General features: G+C 69.9%; 12 protein-coding genes and 2 tRNA genes. 6 read left to right on the plus strand and 8 right to left on the minus strand.

Translation table 11 applies throughout. The features are described from left to right. Positions 1 to 22 precede the first annotated feature (22 nt). From ABFX45_RS07265 to ABFX45_RS07275, 3 genes are all read right to left on the minus strand, one after another. A complete protein-coding gene (locus ABFX45_RS07265) occupies positions 23 to 3,526 on the minus strand; it encodes a WGR and DUF4132 domain-containing protein (RefSeq protein ID WP_346128512.1) in 3,504 nt (1,167 codons plus the stop codon). A gap of 106 nt (positions 3,527 to 3,632) precedes the next feature. Next, positions 3,633 to 7,109 (minus strand): WGR and DUF4132 domain-containing protein, encoded by a 3,477-nt coding sequence (locus ABFX45_RS07270; RefSeq protein ID WP_346128514.1) that lies wholly within the window; start codon positions 7,107 to 7,109, stop codon positions 3,633 to 3,635. A gap of 83 nt (positions 7,110 to 7,192) precedes the next feature. Next, positions 7,193 to 8,740, minus strand: a complete 1,548-nt coding sequence (locus tag ABFX45_RS07275; RefSeq protein WP_346128516.1) for a glycoside hydrolase family 13 protein — start codon at positions 8,738 to 8,740, stop codon at positions 7,193 to 7,195. 299 nt (positions 8,741 to 9,039) lie between these two features. On the opposite strand from ABFX45_RS07275, the gene ABFX45_RS07280 reads away from it, so the two are divergent. Next, a tRNA-Gln gene (locus ABFX45_RS07280) sits at positions 9,040 to 9,112 on the plus strand. A gap of 2 nt (positions 9,113 to 9,114) precedes the next feature. Further along, a tRNA-His gene (locus ABFX45_RS07285) sits at positions 9,115 to 9,191 on the plus strand. Positions 9,192 to 9,274: 83 nt separating this feature from the next. On the opposite strand, the gene ABFX45_RS07290 is transcribed toward ABFX45_RS07285, so the two are convergent. Further along, positions 9,275 to 10,048 (minus strand): inositol monophosphatase family protein, encoded by a 774-nt coding sequence (locus ABFX45_RS07290; protein WP_346128518.1) that lies wholly within the window; start codon positions 10,046 to 10,048, stop codon positions 9,275 to 9,277. A gap of 58 nt (positions 10,049 to 10,106) precedes the next feature. Here ABFX45_RS07290 and ABFX45_RS07295 point away from each other — a divergent pair, with 58 nt between their 5' ends. After that, entirely contained in the window at positions 10,107 to 11,081 is a 975-nt protein-coding gene (locus ABFX45_RS07295) for an ArsR/SmtB family transcription factor (protein ID WP_346128520.1), read from the plus strand. After that, positions 11,078 to 11,818 carry a DUF1684 domain-containing protein gene (locus ABFX45_RS07300; RefSeq protein ID WP_109640142.1) on the plus strand — a complete coding sequence of 247 codons (741 nt, stop codon included), beginning with the start codon at positions 11,078 to 11,080 and terminating at the stop codon, positions 11,816 to 11,818. Before ABFX45_RS07295 ends, ABFX45_RS07300 begins: the two co-directional genes overlap by 4 nt. Here the strand turns inward: ABFX45_RS07300 and ABFX45_RS07305 are convergent. Then, a complete protein-coding gene (locus tag ABFX45_RS07305) occupies positions 11,815 to 12,513 on the minus strand; it encodes an aminoglycoside 3'-phosphotransferase (RefSeq protein WP_346128522.1) in 699 nt (232 codons plus the stop codon). The two genes, ABFX45_RS07300 and ABFX45_RS07305, sit on opposite strands and share 4 nt — an antisense overlap. 127 nt (positions 12,514 to 12,640) lie before the next feature. Here ABFX45_RS07305 and ABFX45_RS07310 point away from each other — a divergent pair, with 127 nt between their 5' ends. Further along, entirely contained in the window at positions 12,641 to 12,961 is a 321-nt protein-coding gene (locus tag ABFX45_RS07310; protein ID WP_346128524.1) for a hypothetical protein, read from the plus strand. Between the two features lie 47 nt (positions 12,962 to 13,008). Then, positions 13,009 to 13,437: a DoxX family membrane protein gene (locus ABFX45_RS07315; RefSeq protein WP_346128526.1), complete on the plus strand. Its 429-nt coding sequence runs from the start codon at positions 13,009 to 13,011 to the stop codon at positions 13,435 to 13,437. On the opposite strand, the gene ABFX45_RS07320 is transcribed toward ABFX45_RS07315, so the two are convergent. The 3 genes from ABFX45_RS07320 to ABFX45_RS07330 all read right to left on the minus strand — a co-directional run bounded on the left by ABFX45_RS07320 (position 13,395) and on the right by ABFX45_RS07330 (position 16,768). Continuing rightward, a complete protein-coding gene (locus tag ABFX45_RS07320) occupies positions 13,395 to 14,273 on the minus strand; it encodes a hypothetical protein (protein ID WP_346128528.1) in 879 nt (292 codons plus the stop codon). The genes ABFX45_RS07315 and ABFX45_RS07320 overlap by 43 nt on opposite strands. Before the next feature lie 171 nt (positions 14,274 to 14,444). Beyond that, positions 14,445 to 15,422, minus strand: a complete 978-nt coding sequence (locus ABFX45_RS07325; protein WP_109640136.1) for a LacI family DNA-binding transcriptional regulator — start codon at positions 15,420 to 15,422, stop codon at positions 14,445 to 14,447. Then, a complete protein-coding gene (locus ABFX45_RS07330) occupies positions 15,419 to 16,768 on the minus strand; it encodes a GH1 family beta-glucosidase (RefSeq protein ID WP_233440072.1) in 1,350 nt (449 codons plus the stop codon). Before ABFX45_RS07330 ends, ABFX45_RS07325 begins: the two co-directional genes overlap by 4 nt. Positions 16,769 to 16,770 lie beyond the last annotated feature (2 nt).

Consider the following 16,770-nt stretch of genomic DNA (forward strand, 5'->3'; position numbering starts at 1 on the left):
CTGACAATTTTTGGTGCAACGCTCACGCGCGCAGGGACTCCAGTTCGGACAGGACCTCGGAGACGGTGATGGCGTCGAGCTCGACGGTGGACGGGGCGTTCTGCTGTACAGACCAGTAGCCGTCGCCGTTGGCGGAGTACCAGAGCTCGGCGAACTTGATCTCCGGGAAGACGTCGACGGCGCCCACCGCGATGCCGGGGTCGAGAGAGGCGACGAGTGAGCCACCGCCGGGGAACGGGCGGGTGATCCAGCACTCGACGCCGGCGTCCTGGGGTTCGCCGCGGACCCAGCCCTTCTTGGTGAGGCCGAGGATCCTGCCCACCGGGTGGGGCTCGTCGCGGTAGTTCTTCAGGCGGGTCAGGAAGTCCTCGCCCGGTGCCAGCAGGTGCACCGGGCGGCTCAGCTGCGGGAACGGTTGCAGGATCTCGTAGTCCGCGAACACCTCGCCCCAGGCGCCCAGACAGTCCCGGAGGTCGGCCGGGTGCGCCACGCGGACCGTCGCGCCCTCGGGGAGGGTGATCTCGTCGTCGGCGTCGTTGGCGAGGGTGCGGTCTTCGGCCAGGCGGAAGGACAGGCCCTCGTCGGTGATCCAGACCAGTCGGCGGACGATGTGCCACAGCAGGGGATGGGCGGCCAGGACCGTGTGGAACTCTGAGGCGGTCCAGGTGCGCTGGTCGACCATGGCGCGTTCGAGGCGGTGGATCTGGTCTGCTGCCACGGCTCGGACGTCTTTCTTCAGCGCCGTGTAGCGCTTGTGTTCTTGCGGTGCCCGGTCCTCGTCGTCGCGGGCGCCGGGTTTGGGGAGGTCCTTGCGGCGCTTGCCGTCCGGGTCGAGGACATAGGGTTTGAGCTGCTCGTCGAAGCCGACGCGGAACTGGCGCGGGCCGTAGTCGATCACCAGGGAGGCTTCGTCGTCGAGGCCGAGGCGCGGGACCAGGCGGTCGGCGAGCTGGTCGCGGGACAGGCCCAGTTCGGCGGCGATCTGCGAGACCTTCTCCCGGGCGCGGGTCCTGAGGGCCTTGAACTTCACCTTCTCGGCGATGCTGTTCAGGTGGGACAGGGCCACCTCGGTGCCGATGCCGGCCAGGACGTCCAGCCCTGTCACGGCCTTGGCGTGCTGGCTCTCGCCCGGCCAGTTGCGGATCAGCGGGGACAGCGCGCGGACCGTCGTGTCGTCGCCGAACCAGCCCAGCGCGGTGAGCGCCCAGCCTTCCTTCGACGGTGCACCGACCTCCTGCCACCGCTGGAAGACGGCCCACGCGAACTCGGCCAGCGAGTCCCGGTCGAGCGCGTCGCGGACGATCGGCAGGCCCGCGTAGACGTCGCCCGGCTTGGACAGGGCAGCCGTCATCAGGAGATTGCGGGCGGCCTCGGGGGGCAGGGCGTGCCTGCGGTCGCTCAGCAGGACCTGCGGGAGCAGCCTCGTGTCCGCCCACTCGCCGATGACCGGCAGCTTGGCGGGCAGCACGTCGGCGGGGTCCACCGACAGCAGCGCCCGCAGGCCTGCGGCTGACTCGGCATCGGGAGCGACGGCGACGACGTCCACGCCCATGCTCTGGAGCTGGCGGATCGCGGCCTCGGCGTTGCGGCGCAGGGCACCCGGTGCGCCCAGTGCGGCGGGGATGAGGAAGCGGGCGGCCGTCTCGCGATGCCGGCCGAGCCAGTCGAGGGCCACGCGCCGGGCCTGCTTGAGACGCACCAGCCAGTCGGCCATCAGCGCGGCCACCTCGGGGCTGGCGAACGGCAGCAGGATCACGGCGGCGTTCGTGGCCGACTCGACGATGCGCAGCAGCGGGGGCAGCGCGTCGAGGCCGAATCGCGCGGCCAGCCGCTTGCCGGCGGGCTCGGAGCTCCAGCCGAAGTTCGGCTTCCAGTCCGCCAGCAGGTGCCGCACCTCTTCCTCGGGCGCCATCAGGAACAGGTCGTTGGCGCGGAAGCCGATCCGGCGAGCCTCGTACTCCTTCAGCAGCTCCCGCCAGTCGTGGCGGTTGCTCCAGCAGGCGGCTTTCAGCCATTCCTCGCGTTCACCCGGCTGCCACACGACCGACGGCGCGGGCACCGGGACGTCCGGCACCACGACCGGCTTCACCGGAGCCCTGCGGTGCGGCCACGGCGGCGAAACCAGCAGCGGCGGCAACGCTTCCGCCGGTGCTTCTGGCACCAGCGCGGAGTCGATCGGCGTGAACCCGGCGGGCACCTCCAGCTGCGGGTGCGTCACCAGGTGGACGCCCAGCAACTTCCGCAGCTCGTCGTTGCCGGACGACCGCTCGGCCAGCAGCCGGGCCGCCCGCGCCGGGAACGCGCCCATCGCCGACAGCAACGCGGGCCGCACGTACTTGGTGTCGAGACGATCGAGCAGGATCGTGAACGCCTCGTCGGTGGGCAGCGCCGCGAGGACCTTGAGCACCCGCTTGCGGCCGTCCGCGAGTTGGTGTGGCCTGTCGAGCTCTTTCGCGAGCAACGGCGCCACGGCCGTCCCGAGCACGTACACCGCGGTGTGGAGGATGAACGTGCTGCCGGTCAACGACGCCTCGGCCTGCATGAACTCGTCGTAAGTGCTGGCGCTGCAGGGGAGAAGCCACCAGTGGGTCAACGAGTTCGGCTGCTGACAGGCCTCGTCGAACCAGTCGGCGCGCGACGGCACCAGATAGGCGCGGGCCATCACCGCGTCGAGCCCGGTCTTGCGCTCCAGCACGGCTTCCGCCGCGTCGCGCCCGGCGTCGTCCGCGACGGCCAAGGCGTAGCGGAGAGCCGTGAGCATCTGGACGTCCACACTCCCGTTGCTCAGGTGCACGGGGCCGTAGCGGGACAGGTGGGGTTTGCCCCAATCGGACTTGTGCGGCATCCACGTCGCGTTGACGTGCATGCCGATGCTCTCGATCATCGCGTCCACCGCGAACGTCAGCCCGTGGTCGGCGATCCAGTGGTGCACCGTCGCCACGTCGCGCCTCGTCATGACCGCGATCGCCGCCGCTCCAACGGGATTGACGTGCCCGGCGAGGTGGTCGCGCGCTGCCTGGACGAGGTCCTGGTCGGACTCCGGCTCGGCCATGACGCGGTCGAGGGTGGCGACCTGCCTGACCGCGCGCTGCCGGCCCTCGGCGGCCAGTTCGGCGTCGACGGAGAACACCGGTGCCGGATCGAACCCGCGCTGCCGCACCACCTCGCGCAGCCACGCCTCGGGCATGACCCAGGTGTCCTCGTCGGCGACAGGCGGCTTGGTGGGTGTCTCGGTGGCAGGAGGAGAAGCGAAGGTGGCGGCGGGTTGGCCGGCGTTGTCGCGGTCGGTGCTGGGCTGCTCGGCGGCGGCAGCCTGGGTTGAGCCGACGGGTCGGTAGCCGTTCTTCTCCTTCTCCGCCACCAGCTTCGCCACGTGCGTTTCGGCCGCCTCCGCGGACGCGAGCTCCTTGGTCCGGGTCTGGCCCGCGGTCTGCAGCCGTCCGAACCGGACGGTCACCACCGACCCGTCGCGGCCGATCTCCCAGAACTTCGCCGAGCCGCCGGAGACGAGCTCCCACCTGCGCACTGCCGTACCCCCTGGGGTCAGATTCCGGAGTTGATGCCGGACCGTACTCAGCCGGTCCGGCATCTTTTGGTCGTTCACAAGAACTTGTAGCTCAAACGCAGGTGCGTCACGCGTGCAGGGACTCCAGCTCCGCGAGGAGCTCGGAGGCGGTGACCGGGTCGGCGTCGAAGCTGTCCGGGCCGCCGTCGCGCGGGGCGGTCCAGTGGCCTTCGCCGGTCTCCGAGAACCACAGGGAGGTGAACTTGACCTCGGGGAAGACGTCGATCGCGCCCACCGCGATGCCGGGGTCCAGGGTGGCGACGAGCGCGCCGCCGGACGGGAGCGGGCGCGTGATCCACTCTTCGACGCCCGCGTCCTGGGGAGTGCCGCGCACCCAGCCTCGTTTGGTGAGGCCGAGGATCCTGCCCACCGGCACGGGCAGGTCGAGGTACTTGTGCAGTTGCGGGATGCGGGGTTCGCCGGGGGCGAAGGCGTGGGCCGGGCGGCCCAGTTGCGGGAACGGCTGGAGGATCTCGTAGTCGGCGAAGACCTCGCCCCACGTCTCCAGCGTGTCGGCGAGGTCCACCGGATGGGCCAGCCGGATGGTGGTGTTCGCCGGGAGGGTGATCTCGTCGTCCGCGGCGTTGGCGAGGGTGCGGTCTTCGGCCAGGCGGAAGGACAGGCCGTCGTCGGTGATCCAGACCAGGCGGCGGACGAGGTGCCAGAGCAGGGGATGCGCGGCGAGGACCGCGTGGAACTCGTCGGCGGTCCAAGTGCGCTGGGCGATCATGGCGCGTTCGAGACGCTGGATCTGGTCGGCCGCGATCGTCCTGACGTCCTTCTTCAACGCCGCGAACCGCTGATGTTCCAGCGGTGCCTTGTCCTGGTCGTCCTTGGCGGCAGGCTTGGGGAGGTCCTTGCGGCGTTTGCCGTCCGGGTCGAGCACGAACGGCTTGAGCTGTTCGTCGAAGCCCACGGTGAACTGGCGAGGGCCGTAGTCGATGACCAGTGAAGCGGCGTCGTCCAGACCCAGGGTCGGGATCAGGCGGTCGGACAGTTGGTCGCGTGAAAGTCCCAGCGTCGCGGCGATGTCGGCGACCTTCTCCTGGGCGCGGGCCTTGAGGGCCTTGAACTTCACCTTCTCGGCGATGCCGTTCAGGTGGGCGAGGGCGGTCTCGCTGCCGATCTGGGCGAGGACGTCGAGGCCCGTCACAGCCTTGGCGTGGGCGTTCTCGCCGGGCCAGGCCCGGATCAGCGGCGCGAGGCGGCGCACCGTCTCGTCGTTGCCGAACCAGCCGAGTGCGGTGAGCGCCCAGCCGTCCTTCGGCGGGGCCTCTTCTGCCTGCCAGCGGCGGAAGACCTCCCAGGCGAACTCGGCCAGCGACTCGCGGTCGCACGCCTCCACAGCGATGGGCAGACCCGCGTACACGGCGTCCGGTTTGGACAGTGCCGCGGTCATCAGCAGGTTCGTCGCGGTCTCCGCCGACAGGGCGGACGTGCGGTCGGCCAGCAGGACCTGGGGGAGCAGCCGGGTGTCGGCCCACTCGCCGATCGCCGGCAGTTTCGCGGGGAGGACGTCGACCGGGTCGACCTCGATCAGCGTGCGGATGGCCGCACCCGCCGCGGTGCTCAGCGAGGTGGCGACGGCGATGACGTCGACACCGGCCTCCAGGTGGAGGTGACGGAGGGCGAGCTCGGCGTAGCGGCGCTGAGGGCTTGCCGCGCCCAGTGCGGAGGGCAGCAGGAGACGGGCGGCGGCCTCGCCGTGCCGGGCGAGCCAGGCCACGGCGAACGTCCTGGCGGTTTTGAGGCGCACCAACCAGTTCGCCATCAGCTCGGCGACCTCTGCGCTGGCGTACGGGAGCAGGAGCACGCCGGACACGTGCGGGTTGCTCGCGGCCAGGCGGAGCATCGGGGGAAGGGCGTCCAGCTCGAACCTGGCCGCGATGCGCCTGCCCCAGCTCTCGCCGCCCCAGCCGTCGCCGGGCACCCAGCCGGCGAGCAGCGGGCGGGCGAGTTCTTCCGGGCCGTTCTCGAACAGCCTGCGGTCGCCGTGCCGGCCGGTCCGGACCTCCTCGGCCGCGTGCTCCCAGTAGGTGAGCGACGTGGTCCAGTCGCTGCCGCTCGCCAGCCACTCCTCGCGCTCGCCGGGCAGCCACGTGACGTGCGCGGCGGGCACCGGAACGTCCTTCAACACCACGGGCTTCGGCTGCGGGCGCGGGTGGCTCCACGGTGCCTGCGCGAGTACGCGGGGCAACGCCGAGGCAGGTGCCTCGGGCACCAGCCGCGAACCGGCCTCAGCGAGCAGCGCGGCGGTGTCCGCGGTCACTTCGAGATCGGGATGCGACGTCAGGTGCGCGCGAAGCAGGTGCAGGGTTTCGTGGTCGGAGGCCGCACGCGGCGCCAGGATCCGGGCCGCCCGCGACGGGAAGGCAGCCATCGCGGACAGCAGAACGGGCCGCACGTACGGTGTGTCCTTGCGATCCAGCAGGAGCGTGAAGGCCTCGTCCGTGGGCAGCGAGGCGAGCACCTTCAACGCGAACTTGCGCTCGTCCGGGTCGAGCTGAGCCGCGTCGATCTCCCCGGCGATGAACGGTGCGATCGCCGGCCCCAGCACGTGCAGCGCGGTGTGCATGGCGAGCGGTGACCACGTGAGGGTGCGGCCCTGCAGCCGCGCGAGCTGTTCCAGCGTGCTCACCGCGCACAGCGTCATCCAGTTGCCGGGCCGCCGCGGCGCGTGCGCGTTCGCCTCCTCGAACCAGTCATGGCGCGCCGGCACCAGGAATGCACGAGCCACCTGGCCGAACTCCGTGGCGCCGACCTTCTCCAGCTCCGCGACCGCCGCGTCGTGGGTGGCGGAGTCCGCTACCGCCAGCGCGTTCCTGACCTGAATCAGGTTCCAGCCGTCGACGTCGGTCGGGTCCGGGTGGCGATCGTCGAAGGACTCCAGGTAGACCTTGAACGTTCGTCCGGTCTGCGAGTTGTGGAAGCCGCCCACGAAGACGGTCGAGCAGTGCACCACGGCCGCGGCTGCGAACGGCAGGCCGTACTCCGCGATCCACCAGTGCACCGACGCCTTGGGCAGCTGCGCCACGCTGGCGAGCAGTGCCGCACCCAGGGGGCTCGGCCGTCCGTCGAGCTGGTCTTGCAGGACGCGCACCAGGGTCTGGTTCGATCTCGGATTCGCCATCGCCTCGGCGATCTCGGCGCCCATCGCCGCCACCCAGTCGCGGAACTCCTGCGCGCGAGAGGTGTCCAGCACGAACCGCGGCGCGGGCTCGAGGTGCCGGCGCCGCACCGCGTCCTTCAACCACGCCGAGGGCATCACCCAGGTGTCCTCGTCCGCGAGCACAGCGGCGGGCTGCTCGGGCTCCGGAGCGGTCACGGCGGGAGCCGAGACGCTCTGGTAGCCCTTCTTCTCCTTCTCCGCCACCAGCTTCGCGACGTGGGCCTCAGCCGCCTCCGCGGACGCCAGCTCCTTCGTCTGAGTCTGCCCGGCCGCCCCCAGCCGTCCGAACCGGACGGTCACCACCGACCCGTCGCGGCCGATCTCCCAGAACTTCGCCGAGCCGCCAGAGACGAGCTCCCATCTGCGCACTGCCATACCCCCGGAGTCGGTTCGAAGCTGATGTCGACGAACCGTACCCAGGGGGTCTGACAGTTTTGATGATCAAGCGAAAGTGCTGGTCAGAGCTCCCACCAGAGCGCGGTGTCCGGCGGAAGGAGCAACTGCCCGTCACGCACGCCGTAGTACGAGGACGCCAGCAGCACCGCGCCCGGATCCGGCAGCGAGACGACCTCTCCGGACAGGTTCACCGCGCACGCGAGGCCGTCCCGCTCGAACCACAGCACGTCGGCTGGCCCGTCGACCCACTTCACCCCGTCACCGGCACCCAGCGCGGGGTGCTCGCGGCGGATGCGCAAAGCGTTGCGGTAGAAGGACAACATCGAGTCCTGGTCATCCGACTGCGCCTCCACGCTGAGCTTCGCCCAGTCCGCGGGCTGCGGCAGCCACGACCCGCCGGTGCCGAACCCGAGCGACGGGCCGGACGCGGTCCACGGCAGCGGTACGCGGCAGCCGTCACGGCCGCGCTCGGTGTGGCCGGAGCGTTCCCACATCGGGTCCTGCAGCACCTCGTCCGGCAGGTCCAGCACCTCGGGCAGCCCGAGCTCCTCGCCCTGGTACAGGTACACCGATCCCGGCAGCGCCAGCATCAACGCCAGCGCGGCGCGCGCACGCCGCACACCGGTCTCGCCGCCGCCGTACCGCGTCACGTGCCGTTGCACGTCATGGTTCGACAGCACCCACGTGGTAGGCGCACCGACCGGAGCCACCGCCGCCAACGACGAGTCGATCACCGCTCGCAGCGCGTCGTGCTCCCACTCGGCCGTCAGGTAGTGGAAGTTGAACGCCTGGTGCATCTCGTCGGGACGCAGGTACAGCGCCGTCCGCTCGGCAGAAGGCGTCCACGCCTCCGCCACCAGCACGCGCTCACCGGGGTACGAGTCCACAACGGTGCGCCACTCGCGGTGGATCTCGTGCACGCCGTCCTGGTCGAAGAACGGCAACGGCTCCGTGCCCAGCAGTTTCAGCTGGTCGGCGTGCCCGATGTCCGGCAGCCCCGCGGCCTTGATCATCCCGTGCGCCACGTCCACCCGGAAACCGTCGACGCCCATGTCCAGCCAGAACCGCAGCACGTCGCGGAACTCCGCGCGCACCTCCGGCAGCTCCCAGTTCAGGTCCGGCTGCTCCGGCGCGAACAGGTGCAGGTACCAGGATCCGTCGGCCACCCGCGTCCACGCCGGCCCGCCGAACACCGACTCCCAGTCGTTCGGCGGCTGGTCGCCCACGCCCTCGCGGAAGATGTAGCGCTCCCGGCCACGCCCGGCGAGCGCCTCCTGGAACCACTCGTGCTGGTCCGAGCTGTGGTTCGGCACGATGTCGACGATCACGCGGATGCCGAGCTCGTGCGCGTCCGTGGCCAACGCGCGCACGTCGTCGAGCTCACCGAACTGCGGGTCCACTGCGCGGTAGTCCGCCACGTCGTAGCCACCGTCGGCCATCGGCGACGCGTAGAACGGCGTGATCCACACCGCGTCGACCCCCAGGTCGCGCAGGTAGGGCAGGCGTGAACGGATGCCGGGCAGGTCACCGACGCCGTCGCCGTTCGAGTCGGCGAAGCTGCGCACGTAGACCTGGTAGATGACGGCGTGTCGCCACCAGTCCTGGGACATGTCCTGAGCCTTCCGATGGGGTGTGTCAGCGGTCCAGGAAAGACGTTGCAAAAGTTTTCCGCAAGTCGACATGAGGATCGCTTGAGTTTTCGTTGCAAGCCTGCAAAGTTTTGCAGCCCCGGATAATGCGTTGCGGCATCCCCGTGTCATCCGTCAGAGTGGATCTCGACGAACCGGAGAAAGGAGCCAGCCGTGATGCAGCACATGTGTCATCAGCACGTCTGGTGCTCCCCGGCATGAGTTGACCCATGTCTCCGGGGAGCCGTCCCGTCGCCGTCGCGACGAGACGGCTTTTTTGTTGCCCGTTGGTCCAATCGGCACGGACGCCGCGCTCTGGACGCGGAGATCGAGGTTCGAGTCCTCGACGGGCAGCTGTGACCGAAGCCGAAGCAGTCGAGGCGCCAGGTTGTGATCCTGGTCGAAGCCGGTGCGAGTCCGGTCGGTCACCCCATCGCGCGGGACCCGGTGGTCACCTGGGCCTCATAAGCCCGGGCTGCCTGGTTCGACACCAGGACGCGCGATGCCCGACCCACGTCACGACGGCCGTGGAACGCTCTGCAACAGCGTTGACACTGGGTTCGACTCCCAGGTGGGTCTCGGCAGGACGGCGCGGAAGGCGTAGTGCAGGACACCGTTGGTGGCCAGCACGACGTCGTCTGTGATCGTCACCCGGCCACCGGCCTCCTCCACGAGCACCGGCAGGCACGCCAGGTCGAACTCGTCCAGTTCGGCGCCGGCGACCACGATCGCGTCGGCCTCACCGGTGACGAGGCTCAGCACCGAAACGCTGCCGTCTACCACCACGCAGCCTTCCAGCACGGGTTTGTCCTTGCCGTGCAGGCACACCCGAGCGCCGCGCAGCGAGTCCTGTGTGGACACGCGTGCGGTGGCTTCGTGAGAACCGGTGAACACCCGGCATCCGATCCCGCGTCCCGCCGCCATCGTGCGACCGAGCGACGGCAACGCCGACACCGCGATCGCCGGCCCGTGCGAGTCCCGCATGGCCAGGTCCACCGAGTACGTCGGCCGTCCGCGCACGAAGTCCGCGGTGCCGCTGATCGGATCGACGAGCCAGCGCCTGCCCGACGTCCCGTACCGCTCGGGACGTTCCTCGCCGGCGACCCCGTCGTCGGGCACGGCCGCGGCCAGCCTCCTGCGCACGAGGTCCTCGATCGCGAGGTCGATGGCGGTGACCGCGCTGCCGTCCTCCTTGTGCCGCACGTGCAGGGTGTCCGAGGCGAACGCGGCCGCCGCGAGCTCCGCGGCCTCCCGCACGATCCGCAACGCCAGATCCAGATCGGTCCACATGGCGCACGAGCTTGTCCGAGCGCGCCTGCCGCGCGTAACTGATGTAGCGTTGTGCTACATGATCGAGTTCGTGCTCGGCGAGTCCGACCTGGTCGACGTGCGGTTCGCCGTGTCGCCGCTCAACGAGCTCACACTCAGCCTGCGCGTGCTGAAGGACCCGGCCAGGTACCCGCTGCACCTGCCGTTCGCGCGCCGCATCCGGGACGTCGACACCGAGGTCCTGCTGGCCCTGTCCAACGACCGCGGCTGGACACCGGACTTCCTGAGCCCCCGCCCTCAGACGCCGTTCACGAAGATCGAGGACGAGTTCGCCGCGCTCCGGGAGGTGTCCACCCGCACGATGCGACGCCACCTCCGCGCGGTGCTCGGGGAGGTGCCCGCCGTGCTCCGGGACCGCGACCGGATGCTCGAAGCGCTGGAGACCTACTGGCACGTTGCGCTGGCCGGTCACTGGGACCGTATGCGCGCCGTCCTGGAAGCGGACATCGCGCATCGTGGCCGGGAGATGGCCCAGCACGGCCTGGCGGCGATGCTCTCCGGCATCTCCGAACGGATCACCTTCTCGAGCCCCGTCGTCAGGGTGCTGATCAAGGGCGTCGAGCCGCGGCGGGTCGAAGCGAGGGGACAGGGGCTCACCCTGATGCCCAGCCTGTTCGCGCGGCGCACGGCCGTGCCCGTCGATCCCGAGGCACCGCCGTTGCTGATCTACGCGGCCCGCGGCGCCGGCACGGTGTGGGAGACCGGCCGGGCGAGCGGCCCCGCGGCGCTGGTCCGCGTGCTCGGCCAGGTGCGGGCGGACCTGCTGGCCGGGCTGGGCGAACCGCGCTCGTCCACCGACGTCGCGCGGCGCACCGGTGTCACGACCTCTGCGGTGAACCAGCACCTGCGGGCGTTGCGCGACGCCGGTCTGCTCGCCTCGCAACGGCACGGCCGCAGCGTCGTGTACGCCCGCACCGAGCTCGGGGACGCCCTCGTATCCCATTCCTCGGGACGGGGAAGCAACTCCGCAGACCCGCCGTTCTCCCGGACATGAGCTTCGCGGAGGACTGGCAGACCTGGAAGACGGAGCGGGAGAAGAGCCTGGCCGACCCGTACGGGTGGCTTGCGCTGGTCTCGCTCGACTGGCTGGAGACCGCCCCTCGTGCCTATGAGGGCCTACCGGGCGTGTGGTGGCAGGACGACGACGCGGCGTACTGGCAGAACGGGGGAGAGCCGCAGCGGTTCGCACTCGTCCAGAGCGGTCCCGGCTCCCGCGTCGAAGCCGGTGACGTGGAGATCGAAATCGCGCGGCGCGGCGGGTACCTGATCCGCGTCCACGACCCGAAAGCCGAAGTGCTCCAGAACTTCCGCGGCGTGCCGTCGTACGAGCCGCAAGAGAAGTGGGTGCTCGAAGGCGTGTACGAACCGTTCGACGCACCTGTGCCCACAACCGTTGGTGCGGTCGTGGAAGGACTTAGCCACGTCTACGAGGCACCGGGCCGTGTGCGGTTCACGTACAACGACACCGAGCACACGCTGACGGCGTTCAACGGACGCAACGGCGGCCTGAGCATCCTGTTCACCGACGCCACCAGCGGTGTGACCACGTACGCGGCGAACCGATCACTCGCGGCAACCCCGGTGAACGGCAAGGTGGTGCTCGACTTCAACCGCGCCACGAACCTGCCGTGCGCGTTCACCGACTTCGCCACCTGCCCGCTGCCGCCCGCGGGCAACCACCTGCCGTTCGCCGTCGAGGCGGGCGAGCAGACGCCCTACGAGCGCGGTTAGAAGAACTCGTCCAGCAAGCGGTACCACGCAAGCGTTTCCGGGCGGGGGACGAGGCCGTAGGCGCGGTCGAACGCGGCTGCGGCCTCCTCGCCCAACTCCCGGTGCGCCAACGCGATGTCACGATGCCGATCGGACACGCCCAGCCGTGACACGTCGATCAGCACGGTCGAGCCGTCCGGGCGCAGCAACACGTTCGGCGGGCAGAAATCCCCGTGCGCCACCACGAGATCCTCGTCCTCCGGCGCGGTCGCGATCAGCCGGTCCAGCAACTCCTGCGGCGTGGCCCCGCGGTGGTCGTCGTCGAAGTCGTCCGGATCCACGAGACCCGCCTCGACGTTGCGCCGCGCCTTCTCCAGCACGACCGCCACCCGTGCGTCGAAAGGACACGACGCCACCGGCAATGCGTGCAACGACCGCAGCACCTCGCCCATGACAGTCCCCGCCTGCACGGGATCGACCGCGGCCAGCGAGGGCGCGCCGACGTCGGCGAGCACGAGCCAGTCGTCCGCGAACGCCCTGATCTCCGGCACCTCGAAGTGCTCGCCCAGCCACAGCAACCGGTCGCGCTCGTCCACTCCGGCGCGCTTCACGTAACTGGAACCCACCCGCCACACGTCACCGGACAGGCCTTCGTGGTCGCGCGACCACACCGCGTCCACTCCGACCGCGCGCAACACGTCCCCTGGAATCTCCACCCGTTGATCAAACCATTGAAGTCACCCGAGTTCCGGTACCGCGAAAACCTTTACCTGGCCCCGTGGCGGCGGAAGGTGTCAGACAAGGGGAAACTGGGGGAACCATGAAGAAGATCGCAGTTCTGCTGTGCGCTCTGGCCGGTCTCACCATCAACCCGCGGCTCATGCCGCCACGCCGGACTGCACGTTCACCGACGCGTTCTGCGCGTGGGACCAGGTCGGCTACCAGGGGGTCAGGTTCAACGTCGTGCCGCTCGGCTCGTCCGCGTGCGTCGACCTGGCGGAGCACGGCTGGGGCGAGCGGATTCGCTGCGCCTGCAACAACAGCAACCTGACCGCGTCACTGTTAACGAGCATCGACTGCACCGCCCGGCCCTACCCGATCGACGGCAAGACCGGCCGGTCCGATATCACGTTCAAGGCGAACAGCGTGTTCATTCAGCGGTGAGCGAACCCCGTTGACCTCCAGCTAAATGGAGGTTCGACGCTTTTGACATGACGATCAAGTACCTCACCGTTGCCGTTCGCATCCTCTTCGGAGCGCTGTTCGCGTTCTCCGGCTTCACCGGGCTCTTCGGCCTGGGATCGCAGTCGATGGAGGGCATGCCCGCCGAGGCCATGGCGTTCGCCACCGCTCTCGGCGAGAGCGGGTTCATCATGCCCGTCACCAAGGTGGTCGAGCTGCTTGCCGGAATCATGTTGCTGACCAACAGGTTCGCGCCGCTGGCGTTGGCACTGCTGGCGCCGCTCGTGGTCGGCATCTTCGGCTTCCACGTGCTGCTGGCACCCAGCGGCGCGATCATGGCCGTGCTGCTCGCGGCCGCCGAGATCTACCTGGCCTGGGCCTACCGGGACTCGTTCAAGCCGATGCTGAAGGCACGTCACTCGCAGGCGACACCGTCGCCGTCCCTGTCCAGGTCGTAGATGTCACTGCCGATGACACGGATCGGGCCTGCGACGTACGCGGGCCCGTTCCCGCTGCCACCGGCGCAGTCGACGTCTGACGCGATCGGCACGCAGCCGCTGTAGTTCGGGTCGCACTTCGGCTGCGGTGCCGGAGCGGGAACCGGCTGAGGCTGGGGCTTGGGTTGCGGCTGGGGTTGGGGCTGGGGTTGCGGCTTCGGCTGAGCGACCGCCGGGGGAGTGGTGGTCGTCGTCGTAGTCGTTGTGGTGGTGGTAGTTGTGGTCGTCGTGGTCGGCTGTGCCACCGTCGTAGTCGTCGTGGTGGGCGACACCGTCGTCGTCGGACCCGACGCGGAACCGTTGTCCGAACCACCGATCGCAGCGCCAACGATGCCGACCACGAAGAAGAACGCCAGCAGGCTCGCCGCGCTGATCACCACCGGCACCACCCACGACTTGGGTTTCGACGGCACCGGCACCGCCGCGCCACGAGGAACGTCACGCGGCATCCGCAGGACGATCTGCAACAGCCCGTTGCCGCCGCGCTGGACCAACGCCGCGCACCCGGTCGACCCACCACCGGACTCCACGTGCAGCAGCACCGGCGCATACCGTTGCGACATCAGGAAAGTCAGCTCACCCACGCGCTGCCCGTCGAGCCGCACCTCGATACCGCGCTGACCGCGGTGTTTGCCGACGGCGATCCCGCACCACGTCAGATGCACGGCGACGTGCCGCGTCACACCGTCCGGAACGGCGTACCGGGCCAGCACGTCCTGGTGGTGCTCCTCGCCGGTGACGGTCACCGTCACCTCTCCGGGCACCATCACCAGTCCGGCGGCCGAGTTCTCGATCACGTCGCGCTCCCTCGGGGTGGGCGTTCGTACGCCTGACCATCGAGGGACTTCGCCAGGTGTTACCGAGAGTGCGGCGAAGTTGTGCCGATCGAGTGAAAACAGCCTCGACGTGTCACGAAGCGTTCGTGATCAACGATGTAAACCCTTCCCCGTGAGGGTCAGACGCGCTGATCAGGCGCTTGTCCGCCGCACCAGCGACGTGGGCAGCAGCACCGTCGGCGGCAGCCCCTCCTCGCCCTCGATCTCGGCGAGGAGGCGCCACGTCAGCATCCGCCCGAACTTCTCCATGTCCTGCTTCACCGTCGTCAGCGGCGGCACGGCGGGCACCGAGTCGTCGAACCCGACCACGGCCACGTCGTCCGGCACGCGGCGCCCGGCGGCGTGCAGCACCTGCAACGCTCCGAGCGCCATGATGTCCGCGGCCACGAAGACCCCGTCCAGGTCGGGCTGCCGCGCCAGCAACGACGTCATCGCGGCAGCACCGCCCTCCGGCGTGAAGTCGCTGTACGCCACCAGGTCCGCCCGCCGGCCCGACATCGCCCGCCGCCACCCGGACAGCCTGTCGAGCCCGACGGCCATGTCCGAGGGGCCGGCGATGGTGGCGATTCGCTGGCACCCCAGGGAGATCAGGTGCTGCGTCGCGTCCACCGCCCCGGTGAAGTTGTCCGAGTCGACGTACGGCACCGGCCCGCCCGCCAGCGGCCGCCCGCCGGCCACGACCGGCAAGCCGTTGTCGTACAACAACGACAGCAGCGGGTCGTGGCCGTGCAGGCTGATCACCAACGCGCCGTCGACGTGCCCGTTGGTCAGGTACGACCCGACATCACCAGGCTCGCTCATCATCAGCACCAGCTGTGTGCGGTGCCCAGCCAGCTCGGCGTGCACCCCGCGCATGACCCCGGCGAAGAACGGGTCCGTCAGCACCCGGCCGCTCGGTTCGGAGACCACCAGCGCGATGGCGTGCGCGCGGTGTCCTGCCAACGACCGAGCGGCCTGGTTCGGCGTGTAGTCGAGCTTCACGACCGCCTTGCGCACCGCCTCCCGTGCCCGGGAGCTCACGTGCGGCGCACCGTTGAGCACCCGGGACACGGTGGACTTCGACACCCCGGCAAGCCGGGCGACCTCGTCGATGCCGGGGCGCGTGGTCATGACGCGATTGCGTTGCTGCGCGCCACTGCGGAGAACCAGCGGGCACTCATCTTCGGTGTCCGCACCTGCGTGTCGTAGTCGACGTGGACGATGCCGAACCGCTTCGCGTAGCCCTCGGCCCACTCGAAGTTGTCCATCAGCGACCAGCAGAAGTAACCCCGCAGGTCCACGCCCGCGGCGATGGCGGTGTGCGCGGCCCGCAGGTGCGAGGCGATGTACTCGGTGCGTTCCGCGTCGTCGACTCCCGGCTGGTCGGGGTACGCCGCGCCGTTCTCGGTGATGTACAGGGGAATCGACGGGTAGTCGTTGTGCACCCGCAGCAGCACCGACGTGAGCCCGTCCGGCCGCACCTCCCAGCCCATGTCCGTGACCGGCGCGTCACGGCGCGGGAACGAGTGGTCCCCGACGCCGACCCACGGCGACGGCCCGATCTCGCCGGGCTGGGCGCTGACGTAGTGCTCGGTGTAGTAGTTGACGCCGAGCATGTCGAGCGGGCCCGAGATCGTCTTCAGGTCGCCCTCGTGGATCACCGACGAGAACCCGAACGGCTCCAGGTCCTCCAGGACGTCGGCGGGGTACTCGCCGAGCAGCAACGGGTCGAGGAAGATCCGTTGCTGCAGGCCGTCGAGCCGCCGCGCCACGTCCCGGTCGGCCTCCGACGACGGATCGGCCGGGATGATCGGGTACATGTTGAGCGTGATGCCGAGCTCCTTGCCGGCGCCGCGGATCACTTCGCCCGCCAGCCCGTGGGCCAGCAGCAGGTGGTGCACGGCGGCCACGGCGGCGTCGGGCTCGGTGCGGCCGGGGGCGTGGATTCCCGCGGCGTAGCCGAGGAACGCCGCGCACCACGGCTCGTTCAGCGTGGTGAAGCCGTCGACGCGGTCGGCCAGCGCCTCGACCACCGACTCGGCGTACTCGGCGAACCGGTGGGCGGTGTCCCTCTCCGCCCAGCCACCGGTGTCCTCCAGCTTCTGCGGCAGGTCCCAGTGGTAGAGCGTCGGCCACGGCTTGATGCCGTGCTCCAGCAACGTGTCCACGAGGCGGCTGTAGAAGTCCAGCCCGGCCTGGTTGACCGCCCCGCCGTCGGGCCGCACCCGTGGCCACGCGATCGAGAACCGGTAGGCACCCAGACCGAGATCGGCCATCATCCGCACGTCCTGCTCGAACCGGCGGTAGTGGTCGGCACCGGGTTCACCGGTGTGGCCGCCCACGATCTTGCCGGGCACGCGGCAGAACGCGTCCCAGATCGAGTCGGTGCGGCCGTCGACGTCGGTCGCCCCCTCCACCTGGAACGCAGCCGTCGCGGCTCCCCACAAGAACCCCTTCGGGAAAGCGATGTTCTCCACCT

This window comes from Lentzea roselyniae, assembly GCF_039537795.1.
Lineage (GTDB): Bacteria > Actinomycetota > Actinomycetes > Mycobacteriales > Pseudonocardiaceae > Lentzea > Lentzea atacamensis.